Genomic DNA, 19,304 nt, shown 5'->3' with positions numbered 1-19,304 from the left:
GGGCGCCGGGGCGAGGTTCTTCCGAGCTTCGGCCAGTGTGCCGCCGGTGTCTAGCCGTGGCCCCTGGGGCCGATCAACGGCGCCCGGGCGCCGCCCACGCGGGCGCAAAAAAAAAGCCCGGCACGAGGCCGGGCGAGGAGTGCAGGAGTCGCGGCTGCCGCTGCTCAGCTCATGCCCAGCCAGTTCGGCAGGGCCATGGACACCGCCGGGATGTAGGTGATCACCAGCAGGAAGCTCAGCAGCAGCATCAGCCAGGGCCAGGCGGCGCGGATCACCGAGGTCAGCGGCATGCCGGTGACCGCCGAGGTGACGAACAGGTTGAGGCCCACCGGCGGGGTGATCAGGCCGATCTCCATGTTCACCACCATGATGATGCCCAGGTGGATCGGGTCGATGCCCAGCTGGATGGCGATGGGGAAGAGGATCGGCGCGAGGATCAGGATGATCGCCGAAGGCTCCATGAAGGCGCCGGCCACCAGCAGCACGATGTTCACCACCAGCAGGAACTGCCAGGGCTGCAGGCCCATCTCGATCACCCAGGCGGTGATGGTCTGGGGGATCTGCTCGGTGGTCAGCACGTGGGCGAAGAGCATGGCGTTGGCGATGATGAACATCAGCATGATGCTCAGCTTGCCCGACTCCAGCAGCACCTTGGGGCACTCGCGGATGGTCATGTCCTTGTACACGAACAGCGCCACGAAGCCGGCGTAGACCGCCGCCACCGCGGCCGCCTCGGTCGGGGTGAACATGCCGGAGTAGATGCCGCCGAGGATGATCACCATCAGCAGCAGGCCCCAGATCGCCTTGCGCCCGGTGGCGATCAGTTCACGCAGGCTGGCCCGCGGCATGGCTGGCAGGTTCATTTTGCGCGCAACCACGTAGATCGCCACCATCAGCGCCAGGCCCAGCAGCAGGCCGGGCACCACCCCGGCCATGAACAGCTTGCCCACCGACTGCTCGGTGGCCGCGGCATAGACCACCATGACGATCGACGGCGGGATGAGGATGCCCAGGGTGCCGGCGTTGCACACGATGCCGGCGCCGAAGGCCTGGGGGTAGCCGGAACGGACCATGCCGGCGATGGCGATGGAACCGACCGCGGCCACGGTGGCCGGGCTGGAACCGGACAGGGCGGCGAACAGCATGCAGGCCAGCACCGCGGAAATCGCCAGACCGCCGCGGATATGGCCGACGCAGGCGTTGGCGAAGTCGATCAGGCGCTTGGCCACGCCGCCGGTGGTCATGAAGGCGCCGGACAGCAGGAAGAACGGGATGGCCAGCAGGGTGTAGTGCTCGGAGGTCTCGAACAGCTTGATCGCCAGCGAGCGCACCGAATCCGGGCTGAACAGCATGATGGTCATGGAGCCGGCCAGGCCCAGGGACACGGCGATCGGCACGCCGATGAACATCAGCAGGAACAGCAGGACGAAGAGGAACAGAATGGTCATGGCTTGGGGTCCTTCTTCGATGCGTCGTCGTGCTCGGTCAGTTTCATCGCCTCGGCGGCCTCGTCGGCCAGGCCCAGGCCGGTCTGCTGGTTACGCAGGATGCGTACGAAGATTTCCAGGAAACGGATGAACACCATGGCGTAGCCGAAGGGCACGATCAGGGTGATATGCCATTGCTTGATGCCGTAGTGGCCGAGGTCCTCGGCGCCGATACCGGCGGTCAGCAGGGTGCGCACCCAGTCGAAGCTGGCCACGCTGATCAGCCCGGCATAGCCCAGGCAGCACAGGCAGGCGATCAGGCCGATGATGCGCTGGGTGGGCTTCTTGGCCAGCTTGACCAGGGCGTCGACGCCGATGTGCCCGGCGGTGCGCACGCCATAGGCCAGGCCGAAGAAGATCAGCCAGGCGAACAGGGCCTTGGTCAGGGCGATGCTCCAGGTCATGGCCTGGGCCATCTCGATCACGCTGTCACCGATGGCGAAGAACAAGTCGCTGGCCGCCGGCCAGTTGTCGCCAAGGCTGTAGAACACCGTGTAGAGGTTATTGAGGATCACATAGACGAATGTCACTAGCGTCATGGTCCCCAGCAGGAAGGCGATAAACGCCTCCTCGAAGTGGTCCCAGACGCGCCGTATGGCGTTCATCGTTCGAGTCTCCCGGTGAACAGGTGGATAACACATGGGGTGGGCCAGGCGTAGGCGCTGACCCACCGGGTGATGCCGGGCGCTACCAGAGGCAGCGCCCGTGGGGCGCCCGGGACGAAACCGCCCGGGCGCCAGACGGCCTTACTGCTGGTTGGCGGCGTCGGCGGCCTTGATCAGGTCGGCGCCGATCTCGGCTTCGAACTTGCTCCACACCGGCTTCATGGCGTCGCGCCACTGGCCACGCTGCTCGGGGGTCAGCTGGATGATCTCGCTGGTGCCGGCGGCGATGATGGCCTCTTTGGCCTCCTGGTTCAGCGCGTCGGCCTGCTTGTTCACCTCGGCGGTCACCTCGACGTTGATCTTCTCCAGCTCGCCGCGCACGTCGGCCGGCAGGCCTTCCCAGAACTTGGTGTTGGTGATCAGCATGTAGTCCAGTACGCCGTGGTCGGACTCGGTGATGAACTTCTGCACCTCGTGCATCTTCTGGCTGTAGATGTTCGAGTAGGGGTTCTCGGCACCGTTGACCACGCCGGTCTGCAGGCCCTGGTAGACCTCGGCGAAGCTCATCTTGCGCGGGTTGGCGCGCACGGCCTTGAACTGCTCATCGAGCACGGCGCTGGCCTGCACGCGGAACTTCAGGCCGCGGGCGTCCTTCGGCTCGCGCAGGGCCTTGTTGGCCGACAGCTGCTTCATGCCGTTGTGCCAGTAGCCCAGGCCGGTGATGTTCTTGCTCTCCATGGACTTGAGCAGCGCCTGACCTTCGGGGCTCTGCTGGAAGCGGTCGACCGCGGCGATGTCGTTGAACAGGAAGGGCAGGTCGAACACCTGCAGCTGCTTGGTGTACTGCTCGAACTTGGCCAGGGACGGGGCGATCATCTGCACGTCGCCGAGCAGCAGCGCCTCCATTTCCTTGCCGTCGCCGAACAGCGAGGAGTTCGGATAGACCTCGACCCGCACCTTGTCACCCAGGCGCTCCTCGGCCAGGCGCTTGAACATCAGCGCGCCCTGGCCTTTGGGGGTGTTCTCGGCCACCACGTGGGAGAACTTGATGACGATCGGCTCGGCCGCCTGGGCCAGGCCGGCGATGGTCAGGGACAGGGCGCACGCCAGCGCCTTGGCAGTGAACTTGAACATACGAGTGCTTCCTCTTGTTGTGCTTATCGCGATGAGCGCCGCAGCGCCGGAAACGGGCGAACAAGAGCAAGTCTAGGCGGCCAGTCGGAAAACGACGGACCTTGGGCTGCGAGGGCCTGGACTTGTACTTGTGGGATCGCCTGCAGGGACTAGAGCAACCGCCATGCCAGGCTGGCATGCGGCGCCCCACTAATCGATGGCGAAGTCTGCTGGCGGCAGTCTGGCAGGGGCCGCGACGGGGCGAGGAGCGGGGCCGTGTGAGGCGGCCCGGGTGCGGCAGGGGGCGGATTTGGCGGAAATCCGCCAGTCACTCGAGGTCTTCTGGCGAGCCTCCGCCAGCGTCGGTGAAGTTCAAGCCGTGCTTGCGCAGCTTGTCGTGCAGGGTCTTGCGTGGCATGCCGAGGGCCTCGGCCACGCTGCGCAGCGAGCCGTGCGGGCGGCCCAGCTCGGCGGCGATCAGGGCGCGCTCGAAGGCCTCCACCTGCTCGCTCAGGCTGCCCGTGGAGGGGGGCGTCGGTCTGGCCGGCCAGCTGGAGCTCCGGCTCCAGGCCCAGGTCCAGGCCCAGGGCGAAGCGCTCGGCGGCGTTCTGCAGCTCGCGCACGTTGCCCGGCCAGGGGTGGCGCAGCAGCAGGGCGCGCTGGCCGGCCTGCAGCTCGCGGGGCGGCAGACCGTGGCGCTTGCCGGCGGCCTCGGTGAAGTGCTGGAACAGCAGCAGGATGTCGTCGCCGCGCTCGCGCAGCGGCGGGATGCGCAGCGGCGCGACGTTCAGCCGGTAGTACAGGTCGGCGCGGAAGCGGCCCTGGTCGGCGGCCTGGCGCAGGTCTTCCTTGGTCGCGGCGATCACCCGGATGTCCAGGGGGATCAGCTGGTTGCCGCCCAGGCGCTCCACCGCCCGCTCCTGCAGCAGGCGCAGCAGCTTGACCTGCACCTCCAGGCTCATGCTTTCGATCTCGTCGAGGAACAGGGTGCCGCCGTTGGCGAACTCGAACTTGCCGATGCGGCGCTTTTGCGCGCCGGTGAAGGCCCCGGGCTCGTGGCCGAACAGCTCGCTTTCCACCACCGATTCGGCCAGGGCGCCGGCGTTGATTGCCACGAAGGGGCCGCCGCGGCGGCTCGACAGGTCGTGCAGGGCGCGCGCCACCACCTCCTTGCCGGCGCCGGTCTCGCCGAGGATCAGCACGTCCGCGGCTATCCCGGCCAGGGCGCCGACCTGTTCGCGCAGGCGCTGCATGCCCGGCGACTGCCCGACCAGGCGGGCCGACAGCTCGTGGCGGTCGCTCAGGGCCAGGCGCAGGCTGCGGTTGTCCAGCACCAGGCGGCGCAGGGCCAGGGCGCGGCGCACGCTGTCGAGCAGCTCGTCGCTGGCGAAGGGTTTCTCCAGGAAGTCGTAGGCGCCGGCGCGCATCGCCTGCACCGCCAGGGGCACGTCGCCGTGGCCGGTGATCAGCAGCACCGGCAGTTCCGGATCCTGCTGGTGCAGCTGTTCGAGCAGCTGCAGGCCGTCGATTCCCGGCATGCGGATGTCGCTGACCACCACGCCCGGCCAGTCGCGCTCGATGCGGGCGGCGACGCCGCGGGCGTCGGCCAGGTTGGCGACCTTGAGACCGGCCAGATCCAGGGTCTGGCTCAGGGCCTGGCGCAGGTGCGGGTCGTCGTCGATCAGCAGGACCTGGGTGCGGGCGTCGAGGGGCAGGGTCATAGGGCAATGTCCTCAGGCGGCTGAATGTTCACGCCGCGCTCGGCGACGCGCAGGCGCAGGGTCAACAGGGCGCCGCCGGCCGGGTGGTTGGCCAGCAGCAGCTCGCCGCCGAGGGCGCGCATCAGGGTCTCGCAGATGGCCAGACCCAGGCCCAGGCCCTGGGCGCTGGTCTTGGTGGTGAAGAACGGTTCGCGGGCCCGTTGCAGGGCCTCGGCGGAGAAGCCGGGGCCATTGTCGCGCAGCTGCAGCTCGACGTGTTCGCCGGCGCGCTGGGCGCTGAGCCAGATGCGCCGCGGTGGCGCCTTCTCGCCCAGGGCGTCGAGGGCATTGGCCAGCAGGTTGCCGAGTACCTGGCGCAGGCGGGTCTCGCCGGCCTGCACCCACAGGGTGGCGTCCGGCAGGTCGCGGACCAGCTCGACCTGCATGGCCTGACGGCGCTTGGCCAGCAGCGCCAGGGCATCGTCGATAGCCGGCTGCAGGGCGACGCTCTCCGGGGCGTGGCGGTCGCGGCGGGCGAAGGCGCGCAGATGGGCGATGATCGAGGCCATGCGCTCGGTCAGCTCGCTGATCAGCCGCAGGTTGCCGCGGGCGTCCTCGCTGCGCTGGTGATCGAGCAGCACGCCGGCGTTGTCGGCGTAGCTGCGGATCGCCGCCAGGGGCTGGTTGAGTTCGTGGCTGATGCTCGCGCTCATGGTGCCGAGGGCCGACAGCTTGCCGGCCTGGACCAGCTCGTCCTGGGCCCGTACCAGCTCCTGCTGGGCCTGCTCGCGCTCCAGCACCTCCTGTTTCAGGCGGCTGTTGAGCAGTTCCAGGTCCTGGGTGCGTTCCTGTACCCGCTGCTCCAGCTGCTGGCGGGCCCGCGCGTCCAGGGCGATGCGTTCGAGGTAGTGGCGACGCCGTTGCATCAGCAGGCCGAGCAGCAGGATCAGCACCAGCAGCGCCGCGCCGCCGATGACCACGGCGGCGCGCACGGGGCGGTCGAGCAGGCTGCGCGGGGCGAGGATGTTGACCGTCCAGCCGATGTCTTCCAGGCGCCGGGCCTGGCGCAGCCAGGCGTCGTCCTCGAGCTGCAGGGGCGGGGGCGACTGGATGCGGTAGGGCTGGGTGTCGGCGATGACCGCCCGCTCGGCGTTGTCCAGCGCGCGGGTGGCGTGGAAGCGCCAGTCGGCACGGGAGGTGAGGATCACCACGCCATAGTTGTCGGTCACCAGCAGCTGTTCGGGGCGTTGGCCCCAGAGGGTCTCGGTGTGATCCAGGTCGACCTTGACCACCAGCACGCCGAGGGTGCTGTCGCCCTGGCGTACCGGCGCGGCGAAGAAGTAGCCGCGCTTGCGCGAGGTGGTGCCGAGGCCGAAGAAGCGGCCCTGGCGGCCCTGCATGGCCTCGCGGAAATAGGGGCGGTAGGAGAAATTGCGCTCGACGAAGCTGTCCTCCCGGGCCCAGTTGGAGGCGGCCAGGGTCTGGCCGTCGGGGGCCATCAGGTAGATCACGTCGGCGCCGGTCTGCTGCTGCAGGTCGTCGAGCAGGCGGTTGGCCTGGTCGCGCAGGCCCTCGTCGGCGCGTTGCTGCAGCAGCTGGCGCAGGGTGGGCAGCTGGCTGAGGATCGGCGGCAGCACCTCGTAGCGGCGCAGGGTGCCGAGCAGGTTGGCGACGTAGAGGTCGAGGGTCTGGGCGCTCTGGGCGTTCAGCACGTCGCGGTAGTAGCGCTCGGCCAGCTGCTGCAGGGGCCAGAGCAGGGGGGCCAGCACGAGTGCTAGCAGGGCCAGGCTGCGCCAGCGCGGGCGGCTGGGTAATGCGGTGGATGGCATGGGCGGTGACTCGGCCGTTGTATCGTTGAGCGTAGTGAGTGGTGTCCAGGGCCTGAGCATAAAGCAATTGTCGGACCAGGCAGCGGTGTGAACGGCTGCCGGTCGGGGCATGGCCCATTCCGGCAGGTTCAATGCGGCAGGTCTTGCTACGAGCGAGGGCGCTCGGCGCCGTGCGGTCCGGCGGGCTCAACGGACAGACGGAGGCTGCTCATTGCCCTCTGGATAGCCGACCGTGCTATTGCAGCCCTCGGCGCGGGCTGGCCAGGCACTCGAGCAGGGCGTCGTGCCAGTCCGGCAGCTGGATCTGCCAGTCCCGTTGCAGGCGCGTACAGTCCAGGCGCGAGTTGAGCGGACGTTGCGCCGGGGTCGGGTAGGCGCCGCTGGGAATGGCCTCGAGCCGGGCGACCGGCTTGCCTTGCGCGCGCAGCTGCTCGGCGATGGCACTGGCGAAGCCGAACCAGGAGGTCTGGCCGCGGGCGGTCAGGTGGCAGGTGCCCCAGGGGCCGGCCTGGCCGGCGCGCCAGTGGCCGATCAGCTCTGCGGTGACGGCGGCGATGCTGCCGGCCCAGGTCGGTGCGCCGATCTGGTCGGAAACCACCTTGAGTTCGTCGCGCTCCTGCAGCAGGCGTTGCATGGTCAGCAGGAAGTTGCGCCCGTGCAGCGAATAGACCCAGCTGGTGCGCAGGATCAGGTGCGCACCGCCAACAGCCTGGATCGCCTGCTCGCCGGCCAGCTTGCTGCGGCCGTACACGCCCAGCGGGTTGGGCATGTCGTCCTCGGTGTAGGGCGCCGCCTTGCGGCCGTCGAACACGTAGTCGGTGGAGTAGTGGAGCAGCGGCACGCCCAGGTCGGCGGCTTCCTCGGCCAGGATCCCGGGCGCCGTGGCGTTGATCGCGAAGGCCCGCTCGGGCTCGCTCTCGGCCAGGTCGACCGCGGTGTGCGCCGCGGCATTGATGATCAGCTCGGGACGCAGGGCGCGGACCTGCTGGCGGATCTGTTGCGGGTCGGCCAGGTCGAGCTGTTCGCGTCCACGGACGATCAGCTCGGCCTGCCCGGCCAGGCACAGCTGCAGTTCCCGGCTGACCTGGCCGTGCTCGCCGAGCAGCAGGATCTTCATGGGAACAGCTCCGCGTCGCCCAGGCTGAGGCCGGCCTGATCCTTGGCCGACAGCTGTGGCGCTGCGGCGAGCGGCCAGGCGATGGCCAGGGTCGGATCGTCCCAGCGGATGCAGCGTTCATGGGTCGGGGCGTAGTAGTCGGTGGTCTTGTAGAGGAACTCGGCGAACTCGCTGAGCACCAGGAAGCCGTGGGCGAAGCCCTCCGGCAGCCAGAGCTGGCGCTTGTTCTCGGCGGACAGTTGCACGCCGACCCAGCGGCCGAAGGTCGGTGAGGCGCGGCGCACGTCCACCGCCACGTCGTAGACCTCGCCGGCGGTCACCCGTACCAGTTTGCCCTGGGCCTGCTGTACCTGGTAGTGCAGGCCGCGCAGCACGCCGCGTTGCGAGCGCGAGTGGTTATCCTGGACGAAGTCGGGGTCCAGGCCGGTGGCCTCGGCGAAGGCGCGGGCGTTGAAGCTTTCGTAGAAGAAGCCGCGCTCGTCGCCGAACACCTTGGGTTCGAGGATCAGCACGCCCGGCAGATCGGTTTGAATCACTTTCACGCGTGCTCCTCCGCCAGCTTGAACAGGTACTGGCCGTAGCCGGTCTTGCCGAAGGCCTGGGCCTGGCTGAGCAGCTGCTCGCGATCGATCCAGCCGTTCTGAAAGCCTACTTCCTCCAGGCAGGCGACTTTCAGGCCCTGGCGGTGCTCGATGGTCTGCACGTATTGCGAGGCCTCCAGCAGGCTGTCGTGGGTGCCGGTGTCGAGCCAGGCGAAGCCGCGGCCGAAGCGCTCGACGCGCAGGTCGCCGCGCTTGAGGTAGGCGTTGTTGATGTCGGTGATCTCCAGCTCGCCGCGGGCAGAGGGTTTCACCGCCTTGGCGATCTCGATCACGTCGTTGTCGTAGAAGTACAGGCCGGTGACTGCATAGCTGGATTTCGGTTTGGCCGGTTTTTCCTCGATGGACAGGGCCTGGCCGTGCGGGTCGAATTCGACCACGCCGAAGCGCTCGGGGTCGCTGACCCAGTAGCCGAACACCGTGGCGCCATCGGCTTGGCTGGCCGCGCGCTGCAGCTGCTCGCCGAAGTGTTGGCCGTGGAAGATGTTGTCACCGAGGATCAGGCACACCGAGTCGTCGCCGATAAACGACTCGCCGATCAGGAAGGCCTGGGCCAGGCCGTCCGGCGAGGGCTGCTCGGCGTAGGCGAAGCGCACGCCGAACTGGCTGCCGTCGCCGAGCATCTTCTCGAACTGCGGCAGGTCGTGGGGGGTGGAGATGATCAGGATGTCGCGGATGCCGGCGAGCATCAGCACCGAGATCGGGTAGTAGATCATCGGCTTGTCGTAGATCGGCAGCAGCTGCTTGGACACGCCCAGGGTGATCGGGTGCAGGCGGGTGCCGGAGCCGCCGGCCAGGATAATGCCTTTCATGGGTGCTGCTCCTTACAGGGCGCCGAGGCGCTCGCGTTGATAGCTGCCGTCCTGCACGTGGCGGCACCAGTCGAGGTTGTCCAGGTACCAGCGCACGGTCTTGCGCAGGCCGCTGGCGAAGGTTTCCTCGGGCTTCCAGCCCAGTTCGCGCTCGATCTTGCCGGCGTCGATGGCATAGCGCTGGTCGTGGCCGGGGCGGTCGGTGACGAAGCTGATCTGCTCGCGGTAGGAGCCGCCTGGTTGGCGCGGCGCCAACTCGTCCAGCAGCGCGCAGATGCTTTCCACCACGTGCAGGTTCTTCTGCTCGTTGTGCCCGCCGATATTGTAGGTCTCGCCGACCCGGCCCGCGGTCACCACCCTGAGCAGGGCGCGGGCGTGGTCCTCGACGTACAGCCAGTCGCGCACCTGCTGACCGTCGCCATAGACCGGCAGCGGCTTGCCATCCAGGGCATTGAGGATCACCAGGGGGATGAGCTTCTCCGGGAAGTGGTAGGGGCCGTAGTTGTTCGAGCAGTTGGTCAGCAGCACCGGCAGCCCGTAGGTCCGCTGCCAGGCGCGCACCAGGTGGTCGGAGGCCGCCTTGCTGGCCGAATAGGGGGAGCTGGGGGCGTAGGGCGTGGTTTCGCTGAACAGGTCGTCGATGCCGTGGAGGTCGCCGTAGACCTCGTCGGTGGAGATGTGGTGAAAGCGGAACGCCTGCTTGCGCCCGTCCGGCAGCGCCGACCAATAGCTGCGGGTCGCTTCCAGCAGGCTGTAGGTGCCGACTATGTTGGTCTGGATGAATGCCGCCGGGCCGTCGATGGAGCGGTCGACATGGGACTCGGCGGCCAGGTGCATCAGCGCGTCCGGCTGGAACGCGGCGAGTACCTCGGTCACCTTGGCCTGATCGCCGATGTCGGCCTGGACGAACTGATAGCGGGGACTATTGGCGACTGTTGCCAGGGATTCGAGGTTGCCGGCGTAGGTCAACTTGTCCAGGTTGAGCACCTGGTGCTCGGTTTCGTTCAACAGGTGGCGGATCAGTGCCGAGCCGATAAAGCCGGCGCCGCCGGTGACCAGAATTCGCATGGAGAGAGTGGCCTCATGGTTCAGGCTGCGAGTGTGCCGCCTAGCTTGTCGGCTGAGTGCGGTGGCTGCAAGCATTGCATGGCGCGGAGTAGCGATGGTCGAGCAAAGGTTTCGGCCAATTTTTCAGCGGCAGAAACAACAAAGGCCCGCATCGCTGCGAGCCTTTGAATTTGATGGTGCCGGCACCAGGAGTCGAACCCGGGACCTACTGATTACAAGTCAGTTGCTCTACCAGCTGAGCTATACCGGCACGGAAGGGCCGCCATTATATCCATTAGTTTGCGCGAGTAAAGCCATAGCGGAACACGCCTGGCTATCAGCGGAAAAATCCTTATGCACAACTGGCAGGCTGCCCATCGGGGTCTTGGCTGGAACCGTGACGCGCATCACGGATGTCTGTAAGGACATGTTTTTATTGGCATTTTATAGATGATCAAAAAGTCGGCAGGCGCTGGGAAGGGCGCTGGGCTGCATCTTTCAGCCGGTTGCCCAGATTCTATCAACAAAGTTATCCACAGATTGTGTGGGCAACTCAGGGGCGTTCGGCCAGCAGCAGGAGATTGCGCGGGCTGAGGTGGTGTGCGCAGAAGCTGCCGAGGCGCACGGCGAAGCCCTGTTCCTGCAGGTAGAGGGCGCGGTCGAGCAACAGCCAGAGCTCCAGTGGGCGGCGGAACAGGGCGCGCAGCAGTTCCAGGTTGCGCACCTCGGCCAGGCGCCGCCAGCCCTGCTGCTCCAGGCGGGACCAGTCGGTTGCCGGATCTGGGGCTGGCAGGCCCTTGAGGCTGGCCAGGTCCTGACAGTAGCTGGCCAGGCTCTTGTCCAGCCAGGCCGGCGGCAGGGAGGGGGTCGGCAGGTAGTCATCGCTGCCGCGCAGCTGCCGCTGCAGCAGGTCGAAGGCCAGGCGCCGCGCCATGGACAGGTCGCGTTGGCGGCGGACCCGGGCGCCGGCGGTGACGGTTTCCCTGAGGGGCAGGGCCAGGTCTTCCAGCGACAGCTGCAGCGCCGAGGCTCGGGCCGGGGCGGAGAGTGGCTGGTAGCTGGGCGTGGCGATGCGGTTGTAGCAGCAGGGGGCGATGGCCAGCTGGCGGCAGCCGGCGCGGCTGGCCAGTTGTAGCAGGCGCACATGCAGGTCGCCACAGGCGTGCAGGGCGACCGGGGTGTGGTGCGCGGCGAGCCGCTCCAGGGCGTCGGCTGCCAGCACGTCCTGCTGCAGGTGATGGGCGGTCAGGCCGAGGCGCTGGCTGAGTCTATGGCCGTCCTCTATCAGCTGTCGGTCGTGCTCCAGGCAGGTGAGTGGCGTGCCGTCATGGGCCAGCAGGCGGCCCAGATGGCCCTTGCCGGCGCACCAGTCGAGCCAGTGCAGCGGCGCGGACTGGAAGCTCAGGCTGCTGGCGAACGCCTGGATCTGCTGCCACTTGCGCCCGGGCACATCCAGGGCCAGGCGTGCCGGTGGCGTGGGCCGCACGCGTTGCGGCAGCTCGCCGACGCGGCTCAGGGCGTCGCTCTGGCGGGCCAGGTCGGGCCAGGGGGACGGTGCTTGCAGCCGCTGGGGGTGGTGATGATCGGCCTCGGCCTGCTCCAGGCTGCGGCTGCGCAGCCAGCGGCCCAGTTCGGGATGGACATCCTCCCAGGGCAGGCGGTGCTGAGTGAAGGGTTGCGGGCGCCAGAGCGCCTGCCGTTCCGTCAGCAGTCGGTCCAGCGCCTGGAAGCGCTGAAACAGGGCGTCGCCGCCGAGGGGCTGGTCGTCCATCTTCTGGTGCCGGCGGGTGCGGTTCAGCGGCCCTGGCAGGCATCGACCCGCAGCCACTGCTCCAGCAGCTTGAAGGCGCGCACCAGGACGAAGGCGATGCCCAGGTAGAACAGGCCGGCGGCGAAGAAGATCTCCACCGGCAGATAGGTGCGGGCGATGATGGTGCGGGCCATGCCGGTCAGCTCCAGCAGGGTCACGGTGCTGGCCAGGGCGCTGGCCTTGAGCATCAGGATCACCTCGTTGCTGTAGGCCGGCAGGCCGATGCGCGCCGCCCGTGGCAGGACGATGTAGAGCATGGTCTGCCAGCGCGCCATGCCCAGGGCGCGCGCCGCCTCGACTTCGCCGGAGGGCACGGCCTGGATCGCGCCACGGAGGATCTCGGCGATGTAGGCGGCGGTGTGCAGGGTCATGGTGATGATGGCGCACCAGTAGGCATCGCGCAGGTAGGGCCACAGCGGCCCTTCGCGCACCGCATCGAACTGGGCCAGGCCGTAGTAGACGAGGAACAGCTGCACCAGCAGCGGGGTGCCGCGGAAGAAGAATATGTAGCCGTAGGGCAGGGCGCGCACGTACCAGTGCTTGGAGGCGCGGGCGATGCCCATGGGGATGGCCAGGATCAGCCCGGCGATCACCGCGACGGCGACCAGCTCCAGGGTCAACAGGGCGCCTTCGGCCAGGCGTGGCAGCCACTTGATGATGACTTCCCAGTTCATGCGGCGCTCCGGACGAAGCCACGGCTGGCACGCTTCTCGAGGAAGTGCAGGCCGATCATGGCGAGGATGGTCAGGCCGAGGTAGATCAGTGCCGCGACCAGAAAGAAGGTGAAGGGCTCCTTGCTGGAGGTCACGGCGATCTGCGAGCGGCGCATGATCTCCTCCAGGCCGATCACCGAGACCAGCGCGGTGTCCTTCATCAGGATCATGAACAGGTTGCCCAGGCCCGGCAGGGCGATGCGCCACATCTGCGGCAGGATCAGCCGCCAGAGAATCCGCGCCTTGGACAGGCCGAGGGCCTGGCCGGCCTCGCGGTGGCCCTTGGGAATGGCCAGGATGGCGCCACGGAACACTTCGGTGGCGTAGGCGCCGAAGCACAGGCCGAGGGCAATGGTGCCGGCGGCGAAAGGCGACAGCTCCAGGCTCTCCACACCGAGCAGGTCGGCCAGCTCGCGCATCAGGTTGACCGTGCCGAAGTAGATCAGCAGCACCCAGAGCAGCTCGGGCACGCCACGGACTATGGTCGAGTAGCTGCCGCCGAGCCATTGCAGCGGCTTGTAGGGTGAGGTCTTGGCCAGTGCGCCGAGCAGGCCGAGCACCAGACCCAGGCTCAGCGCGGACAGCGCCAGCTGGATGGTCATCAGGGTGCCGGCGGCCAGGGCGGGGCCGAATCCGTAGAGGTCTAGGGTCATGGAGGCTCAGGTGCCTGCGCCGCCCGGCAGGGCGACGCAGGACAGGCTGCTTAGTAAATGCTGAAGGGGAAGTACTTGTCGTTGATCTGCTTGTAGGTGCCGTCGGCGACGATTTCCTTCAGCGCGGCGTTGAGCTTCTCGCGCAGCGGATCGCCCTTGCGCACGGCGATGCCGATCTTGTCGTTGTCGAACACCGGCTCGCCCTTGAACTCGAAGCCCTTGCCGGCGTCGCTCTTGAGCCACTCCCAGTTGACGAAGGTGTCGGCCAGCACGCCGTCGAGGCGGCCCGAGGACAGGTCCAGGTAGGCGTTCTCCTGGGTGTCGTACAGCTTGATGTCGACCACGCCGTCGAGGTTGTCCTCCAGCCAGGTGCCGGCGATGGTGGCGCGCTGGGCACCGATCACCTTGTCCTTGAGGCTGGCCTTGTCGGTCTTGAAGTCGCTGCCTTTGGGGGCGATGAACTGCAGCTTGTTGGTGTAGTAGGGCTCGGTGAAGTCCACTGCCTGCTGGCGTTCCTCGGTGATCGACATCGAGGCCACCAGGAAGTCGAACTTCTTGGCGTTCAGCGCCGGGATGATGCCGTCCCAGTCGGAGGTGACCACTTCGCATTCGGCCTGCATCTTGGCGCACAGGGCCTGGGCGATCTCGATATCGAAACCGACCACCTGGCCGCTGGCGTCGATCAGGTTGAACGGCGGGTAGGCGCCCTCGGTGCCGATCTTCAGCTTGTCGGCGGCCACCGCGCTGGTGCCGAAGGCCAGGGTGGCGGCCGCGGCCAGCAGGATCTTCTTATATTTCTGCATGCGATGTAGCTCCATTTTAGTGATTGCTGGACATGAACTGTTTGCAGCGCGCCGAACTCGGGTTGTCGAATACCTGTTCGGGCGGGCCCTGTTCCTCCACCAGGCCCTGATGGAGGAACACCACCTCGCTGGACACCTGGCGGGCGAAGCCCATTTCATGGGTTACCAGCAGCATAGTCCGGCCTTCCTCGGCCAGGGCGCGGATCACATTAAGTACTTCCTGGACCATCTCCGGGTCGAGGGCCGAGGTCGGCTCGTCGAACAGGATCACCTTGGGCTCCATGCACAGGGTGCGGGCGATGGCCGCACGCTGCTGCTGGCCGCCGGACAGCTGGTTGGGGTAGACGTGGCGCTTGTCGGCGATGCCGACCTTGGCCAGCAACGCCTCGGCGCGCTCCACGGCCTCGGCCTTGCTCAGGCCCAGCACCCGGCGCGGCGCCTCGATGATGTTGTCGAGCACGCTCATGTGCGGCCACAGGTTGAAGTTCTGGAAGACGAAGCCCAGCTCGCTGCGCAGGCGATTGATCTGCTGGTTGTCGGCGGCGACCAGTTCGCCCTGCTTGCCGGGCTTGAGCTTGAGTTCCTCGCCGGCCACCAGGATCTGTCCCTGATTGGGGTTCTCCAGCAGGTTGATGCAGCGCAGGAAGGTGGACTTGCCGGAGCCGGAGGAGCCGAGGATGGAAATCACGTCGCCGTCTTGGGCCGTGAGGGAGATGCCCTTGAGCACCTCGAGGTCGCCGTAGCGTTTGTGCAGATTGCGAATTTCCAGCGCGGGCGTGGCCTCGGCCATGGGGGGTCCTCTTCTTGTACGGATGCGCTCCGGGCTATGGTCCGGCCTTCCTGGCGTGGCGCCAAGCTAGCATAGCGTTTCGCTGACCGCCAAGCCGTTTACTGGGCGGCTTCGGCCTGTCCGGTCACGGGTGTCGCCTGATCGCAGCTGTCTGTCGCGCGAGCGCAAGAACAGTGGCGGGATGCCCGGGTGGGCAGGCTGAAGGGGGGCGGGTGTTGGCTGTCCCGGGCGCGTGCGAGCATGCCGTGGCGAGCTGCCTCGTGGGGGCGCTCGCCGCGACCGAACCGGCGATGCCCCCAAAGATGGCCCTAAAGCATCGGGCTACAAGGGAGGGCATAGAAAGGGTAGAAAACAAAAAACCCGCACTAGGCGGGTTTCTTGTGGGCTTTCGGGTGATTTTGACACCACCTGAAAACGAAAGGTGGTGCCCAGGGACGGAATCGAACCGCCGACACGGGGATTTTCAATCCCCTGCTCTACCGACTGAGCTACCTGGGCAACGGGGCGCTATTAGACGGATTTGGCTTTGGCCTGTCAAGCGCGAGCTCAAAAAATATTTAACTATTACGGGCGTTTACGTTCAGGCGCCTATTCGCTGGGGGGGACATAGCCTTCGGCCTGGGCGTATTCCTCGCCGGAGAGGAACTTGTCCATCTCGGTCTGGAGGAACTTGCGGTCCTCGGCGTTCATCATGTTCAGGCGGCGTTCGTTGATCAGCAGGGTCTGATGCTTCTGCCATTCGTCCCAGGCCTGCCTGGAGACGTTGTTGTAGATGTCTTCGCCCTTCGCGCCCGGGTAGGGCGGGCGGTCCAGGCCGGGCAGTTCTTTCTTGTGCTTGCGGCACATCACGGTGCGGGTCATGGCTGCTCTCCAGTGAGGGGGTCGGCGTTCAGGGTGTCGGCCGCGCGCTTCAGCAGTTTCTTCACCGGGGCGGCGAGGCCCAGGCGCGGCGGGGTGGCGAGGTTATACCAGAGCCAGTCGGCCTCGGCCACGGCGTGGGCGGCGCGCTCGGCGTGGATCAGCCAGGGCTCTATGGCCAGCTGGAAGTGGCTGAAGGTGTGGGTCAGGCCTGGCAGCTCCCGGCGAGTTCCGAGGCGCAGGGCGTGGCGTTCGGCCAGGGCTTCCAGCCCTCGCAGGTCGTCCAGCTCCGGCAGGCTCCAGAGGCCGCCCCACAGGCCGCTGGAGGGGCGGCGGTAGAGCAGGATCTCGCCGGCGCCGTTGGCCAGCAGCGGCATCAGCGTGCGCTTCTGCGGCAGTGCCTTGCGCGGCTTGGGCAGCGGGTAGCGAATCTCCAGGCCGAGCAGGTGGGCCTGGCAGCCGCTGCGCAGCGGGCAGAGCAGGCAGCTCGGCTTGCTGCGGGTGCAGAGGGTGGCGCCCAGGTCCATCATCGCCTGGGTGTAGTGATTGACCCGGGTTCGCGGGGTCAGGCGCTCGGCCACCGCCCACAGCTGTTGGGCCACCTTGGGCTCGCCGGGGTAGCCCTCCTGGGCGACGTAGCGGGCCAGCACGCGCTTGACGTTGCCGTCGAGAATCGGCGCGCGCAGGCCCATGCTCAGGCTGGCGATGGCGCCGGCGGTGGAGCGGCCGATGCCGGGCAGGGCGGTCAGGGCCTGGACGTCGCGGGGGAACTCGCCGCCGTGCTCGGCCATGACGATGCGCGCCGCCTTCTGCAGGTTGCGCGCGCGGGTGTAGTAGCCCAGGCCCGTCCACAGGTGCAGCACCTCGTCCTCGGCGGCTTCGGCCAGGGCCTGCACGCTGGGCAGGGCGGCCATAAAGCGGTCGAAGTAGCCGAGCACGGTGCCGACCTGGGTCTGCTGCAGCATGATCTCCGAGACCCACACCCGGTAGGGCGTGATGCCCTGTTGCCAGGGCAGGTCCTTGCGTCCGTGGCGGTCATACCAGTCGAGTACCGCGGTGGAGAATTGCGTGGGGCTCATCGGTTGAACAGGCCCTTGAGGGCGTCCTTGAGTTCCGGGCTGACCTTGTCGCCGAGCTTCTCTTCCAGCTTCTCGTTGAGCTTGTTGCCCGCCAGCTTGGCGGCGACCTTGCCCAGGCCGTCCTGATCCAGGCGGCAGGCCTTGGCGCCGAGCTCCAGGGGGCCACGGCAGCGCAGCGGCCAGGCGATGCCGGCATAGCGCTCGTTGACCTGGCAGGCCGGGTCGGGCATGGCGCGCTGGTCGCCCTCGATGGTGACGCCGACGCGGTAGTCGAGGCCGAGCACGCGCAGGTCGAGGTCGCCGTCGCCCTTGGCGCTGAGGCCGGGGATGCGCGCCTTGAGGTCGTCATTGCTGGCCACGCCGTTGCGCAGGGTCAGGCTGCCCTGCAGGGCCTCGAAGGGGGTGTCTTGGCCGCTCGGCGGATTGCTCGGCACCTTGCGGTTGAGAGTGGCGATGCCGCGGCACAGCTGATGCTCGAGGTTGGCGTCGACCAGTACGCCGTCCTCCAGGGCGAAGCTGGCGGTGCCGTTCAGGCCGTCGATCCAGGCCTTCTCGCTGTTGCCGCTGGTGCTGAGGTCGGCCTGCAGGTCCAGCAGGCCCTTGAGCGGGGCGGGCTGCTCGGCGCTCTTGAGGAAGGGCTCGACGGGGATGCGCTTGAGGCGCTGCTGCAGGCTGAGCAGCGGCACGGCCGGGCGCACGTCGATGCGTCCCTTGGTGGCGAAGCTGCCGTCGCCGAGCTTGCCGCGCAGCTCCTCCAGGGTCAGCACGCCGGCCTTGCTCTTGGCCTTGAGGTCCAGCTCGTCGATGACCTGCTCCTTGACCGTCAGCTGATCGAGTTTCAGGGCCAGTTGCAGGTCGAGCGTGCGCAGGCGGTCGATGGGCAGCAGCGGGCTGGCGCTCCAGGCCTGCTGGGTCGGGGCGTCGGGCAGGGGGCTGTTGCCGTTGCTGCCGGCACGGGCGACGGCTTCCTTGACCTCGACCTGGCGCGCGGCGTCGGCGCCCTTGCTGTCCTTGTTGTCCTTGCTCGGCGGCGGCAGGTAGCGGTCGAGGTCCAGGCGGTCGCCCACCAGCTGCACGCGCAGGGCCTGCTTGGCGAGGTCGCTGACGGCCAGCTGGCCGCTGAAGCTGCTGCCGTCGAGCTTCAGCTGCAGGTCTTCCAGGCTCAGGCTGCTGGGCGTGCCGCTGAGGCGGCTGACCAGCTCGAACTCGCCGAGGGCCTTGGCATCGTTCATCGCCGGCAGCGGCTGGCCGATTCCGGTGAGGAAGTCGCGCAGGTTGACGGGGGCGATGGACAGGCCGCCGGACAGCTGCGCGGTCTTGTCCAGGTCGCGCAGCTTGAGCTCGCCGAGGGCGCGCAACTGGTTGGCCGAGAGCTTCAGGCCGTTCCATTCGGCGACCTGGGCGGCCAGGTCGAGCAGCAGTTCGCCCTGGATCGCGTAGGTCAGGGTCTGGCCGTCGAGGGGCTCGCCGGAGGCCTCGCCGGACAGGCGTGCGCCCTCCAGCTGGTAGCGCTTGAGGGCGCGGTCGAAGCGCAGGCGGCCCTGCAGCTCGCTGCGGGCGCGCAGCAACGGCTGGCTGGTGCCGAAGAAGGCGCTGAGCTTGACCGGGATGCTGGCGCCTTCGCGGATGGCGCCGGTGGTCAGCTGGATGCTTTCGGCGCTGAACTGCTGGCCCAGGCGGGCGTCGTGGTAGTCGATGCGTGCGTTGTTGACGATCAGGCTGTCGATATCCAGCTTGATCGGCTGGCCGCCGCTGGCCGGTCTGCTCTGGGTGTCGCCGGCGGCGCCGCCACTGGCGGTCTGGGCCGGTGCCGGTGCCGGTGCGTCCGCGGAGGCGGGGGCCGGGCGGCCGACGTCTTCCCAGTTGCCGCGGCCCTTCTGGTCACGCTGCAGGTCGAGATTGAGGCCGTCGACGCGGATGTCGCTCATCTGCACTTCCTTGCGCAGCAGCGGCAGCACGCGCACCGACAGACCGAGCAGGCGTAGGTCGGCGAAGGGCTTGTCCGGGGTGGTGGCGCTGGCCAGGGTGGCGTCGGTCAGCTCCAGGCCGAGCCAGGGGAACAGGCTCCAGCCGATGTCGCCCTTGAGGGTCAGCTCCAGGTTGGCCTTGTCGCGGGCCAGTTGGCGTATCTCGTCCTTGTAGTCGTTGGGGTCGAACAGGTGGGTCAGGGCGAAGCCCAGGGCCACGATGATCAGCAGCAGTCCGAGGAAAAACAGACCCAGGATCTTGCCGAGCGCTTTCATGGACGAATCCTTGTTGTGAATGGCTGGGAGGAAGAACGCAAAAGTA

The 19,304-nt window shown here is 67.7% G+C and carries 16 protein-coding genes, 2 tRNA genes and 1 pseudogene; all 19 read right to left on the bottom strand.

Annotation, left to right across the window (positions count from 1 at the left end; all coding sequences use genetic code 11):
- Positions 1-164: 164 nt before the first annotated feature.
- A complete protein-coding gene (dctM, locus tag I0D00_RS10685) occupies positions 165-1,448 on the bottom strand; it encodes a TRAP transporter large permease (protein ID WP_213639699.1) in 1,284 nt (427 codons plus the stop codon).
- Complete coding sequence (locus I0D00_RS10680) at positions 1,445-2,092, bottom strand: TRAP transporter small permease (RefSeq protein ID WP_213639698.1); 648 nt, start codon at positions 2,090-2,092, stop codon at positions 1,445-1,447. Before I0D00_RS10680 ends, dctM begins: the two co-directional genes overlap by 4 nt.
- A 141-nt stretch (positions 2,093-2,233) precedes the next feature.
- The gene (gene dctP, locus I0D00_RS10675) at positions 2,234-3,226 is read right to left on the bottom strand and encodes a TRAP transporter substrate-binding protein (RefSeq protein WP_213639697.1); all 993 of its coding nucleotides are present in this window, start codon (positions 3,224-3,226) and stop codon (positions 2,234-2,236) included.
- Between the two features lie 307 nt (positions 3,227-3,533).
- Positions 3,534-4,926 (bottom strand): annotated as a pseudogene (dctD, locus tag I0D00_RS10670) (two-component system response regulator DctD).
- Positions 4,923-6,734, bottom strand: coding sequence for a sensor histidine kinase (locus I0D00_RS10665; protein WP_213639696.1), 1,812 nt, complete (start codon positions 6,732-6,734; stop codon positions 4,923-4,925). The pseudogene dctD and the gene I0D00_RS10665 overlap by 4 nt, the downstream one beginning before the upstream one ends.
- Before the next feature lie 235 nt (positions 6,735-6,969).
- Positions 6,970-7,851 carry a dTDP-4-dehydrorhamnose reductase gene (rfbD, locus tag I0D00_RS10660; protein ID WP_213639695.1) on the bottom strand — a complete coding sequence of 294 codons (882 nt, stop codon included), beginning with the start codon at positions 7,849-7,851 and terminating at the stop codon, positions 6,970-6,972.
- Positions 7,848-8,393, bottom strand: a complete 546-nt coding sequence (gene rfbC, locus I0D00_RS10655) for a dTDP-4-dehydrorhamnose 3,5-epimerase (RefSeq protein WP_213639694.1) — start codon at positions 8,391-8,393, stop codon at positions 7,848-7,850. The genes rfbD and rfbC overlap by 4 nt, the downstream gene beginning before the upstream one ends.
- Positions 8,390-9,262: a glucose-1-phosphate thymidylyltransferase RfbA gene (gene rfbA / locus I0D00_RS10650; RefSeq protein WP_213639693.1), complete on the bottom strand. Its 873-nt coding sequence runs from the start codon at positions 9,260-9,262 to the stop codon at positions 8,390-8,392. Before rfbA ends, rfbC begins: the two co-directional genes overlap by 4 nt.
- A gap of 12 nt (positions 9,263-9,274) precedes the next feature.
- A complete protein-coding gene (gene rfbB / locus I0D00_RS10645) occupies positions 9,275-10,330 on the bottom strand; it encodes a dTDP-glucose 4,6-dehydratase (protein ID WP_213639692.1) in 1,056 nt (351 codons plus the stop codon).
- A 174-nt stretch (positions 10,331-10,504) separates the two neighbouring features.
- Positions 10,505-10,580: transfer RNA gene (locus tag I0D00_RS10640), tRNA-Thr, on the bottom strand.
- A 282-nt stretch (positions 10,581-10,862) separates the two neighbouring features.
- Entirely contained in the window at positions 10,863-12,080 is a 1,218-nt protein-coding gene (locus I0D00_RS10635; protein WP_213639691.1) for a methyltransferase, read from the bottom strand.
- A gap of 23 nt (positions 12,081-12,103) precedes the next feature.
- Positions 12,104-12,793 (bottom strand): ABC transporter permease, encoded by a 690-nt coding sequence (locus tag I0D00_RS10630; protein WP_213639690.1) that lies wholly within the window; start codon positions 12,791-12,793, stop codon positions 12,104-12,106.
- The gene (locus I0D00_RS10625) at positions 12,790-13,485 is read right to left on the bottom strand and encodes an ABC transporter permease (protein ID WP_213639689.1); all 696 of its coding nucleotides are present in this window, start codon (positions 13,483-13,485) and stop codon (positions 12,790-12,792) included. The genes I0D00_RS10630 and I0D00_RS10625 overlap by 4 nt, the downstream gene beginning before the upstream one ends.
- Positions 13,486-13,535: 50 nt before the next feature.
- Entirely contained in the window at positions 13,536-14,288 is a 753-nt protein-coding gene (locus I0D00_RS10620) for an ABC transporter substrate-binding protein (RefSeq protein ID WP_213639688.1), read from the bottom strand.
- 16 nt (positions 14,289-14,304) lie between these two features.
- Positions 14,305-15,078, bottom strand: coding sequence for an ABC transporter ATP-binding protein (locus tag I0D00_RS10615; RefSeq protein WP_213639687.1), 774 nt, complete (start codon positions 15,076-15,078; stop codon positions 14,305-14,307).
- Between the two features lie 422 nt (positions 15,079-15,500).
- A tRNA-Phe gene (locus I0D00_RS10610) sits at positions 15,501-15,576 on the bottom strand.
- A gap of 90 nt (positions 15,577-15,666) precedes the next feature.
- A complete protein-coding gene (locus I0D00_RS10605; protein WP_213639686.1) occupies positions 15,667-15,939 on the bottom strand; it encodes an oxidative damage protection protein in 273 nt (90 codons plus the stop codon).
- A complete protein-coding gene (gene mutY / locus I0D00_RS10600) occupies positions 15,936-17,015 on the bottom strand; it encodes an A/G-specific adenine glycosylase (protein ID WP_213639685.1) in 1,080 nt (359 codons plus the stop codon). Before mutY ends, I0D00_RS10605 begins: the two co-directional genes overlap by 4 nt.
- Entirely contained in the window at positions 17,012-19,258 is a 2,247-nt protein-coding gene (locus I0D00_RS10595; protein WP_213639684.1) for an AsmA family protein, read from the bottom strand. Before I0D00_RS10595 ends, mutY begins: the two co-directional genes overlap by 4 nt.
- Between the last annotated feature and the right edge of the window lie 46 nt (positions 19,259-19,304).

This window comes from Pseudomonas lalucatii, from assembly GCF_018398425.1.
GTDB classification, from domain to species: Bacteria; Pseudomonadota; Gammaproteobacteria; order Pseudomonadales; family Pseudomonadaceae; genus Aquipseudomonas; species Aquipseudomonas lalucatii.
This window is presented reverse-complemented; position numbering and strand designations above follow the sequence as displayed.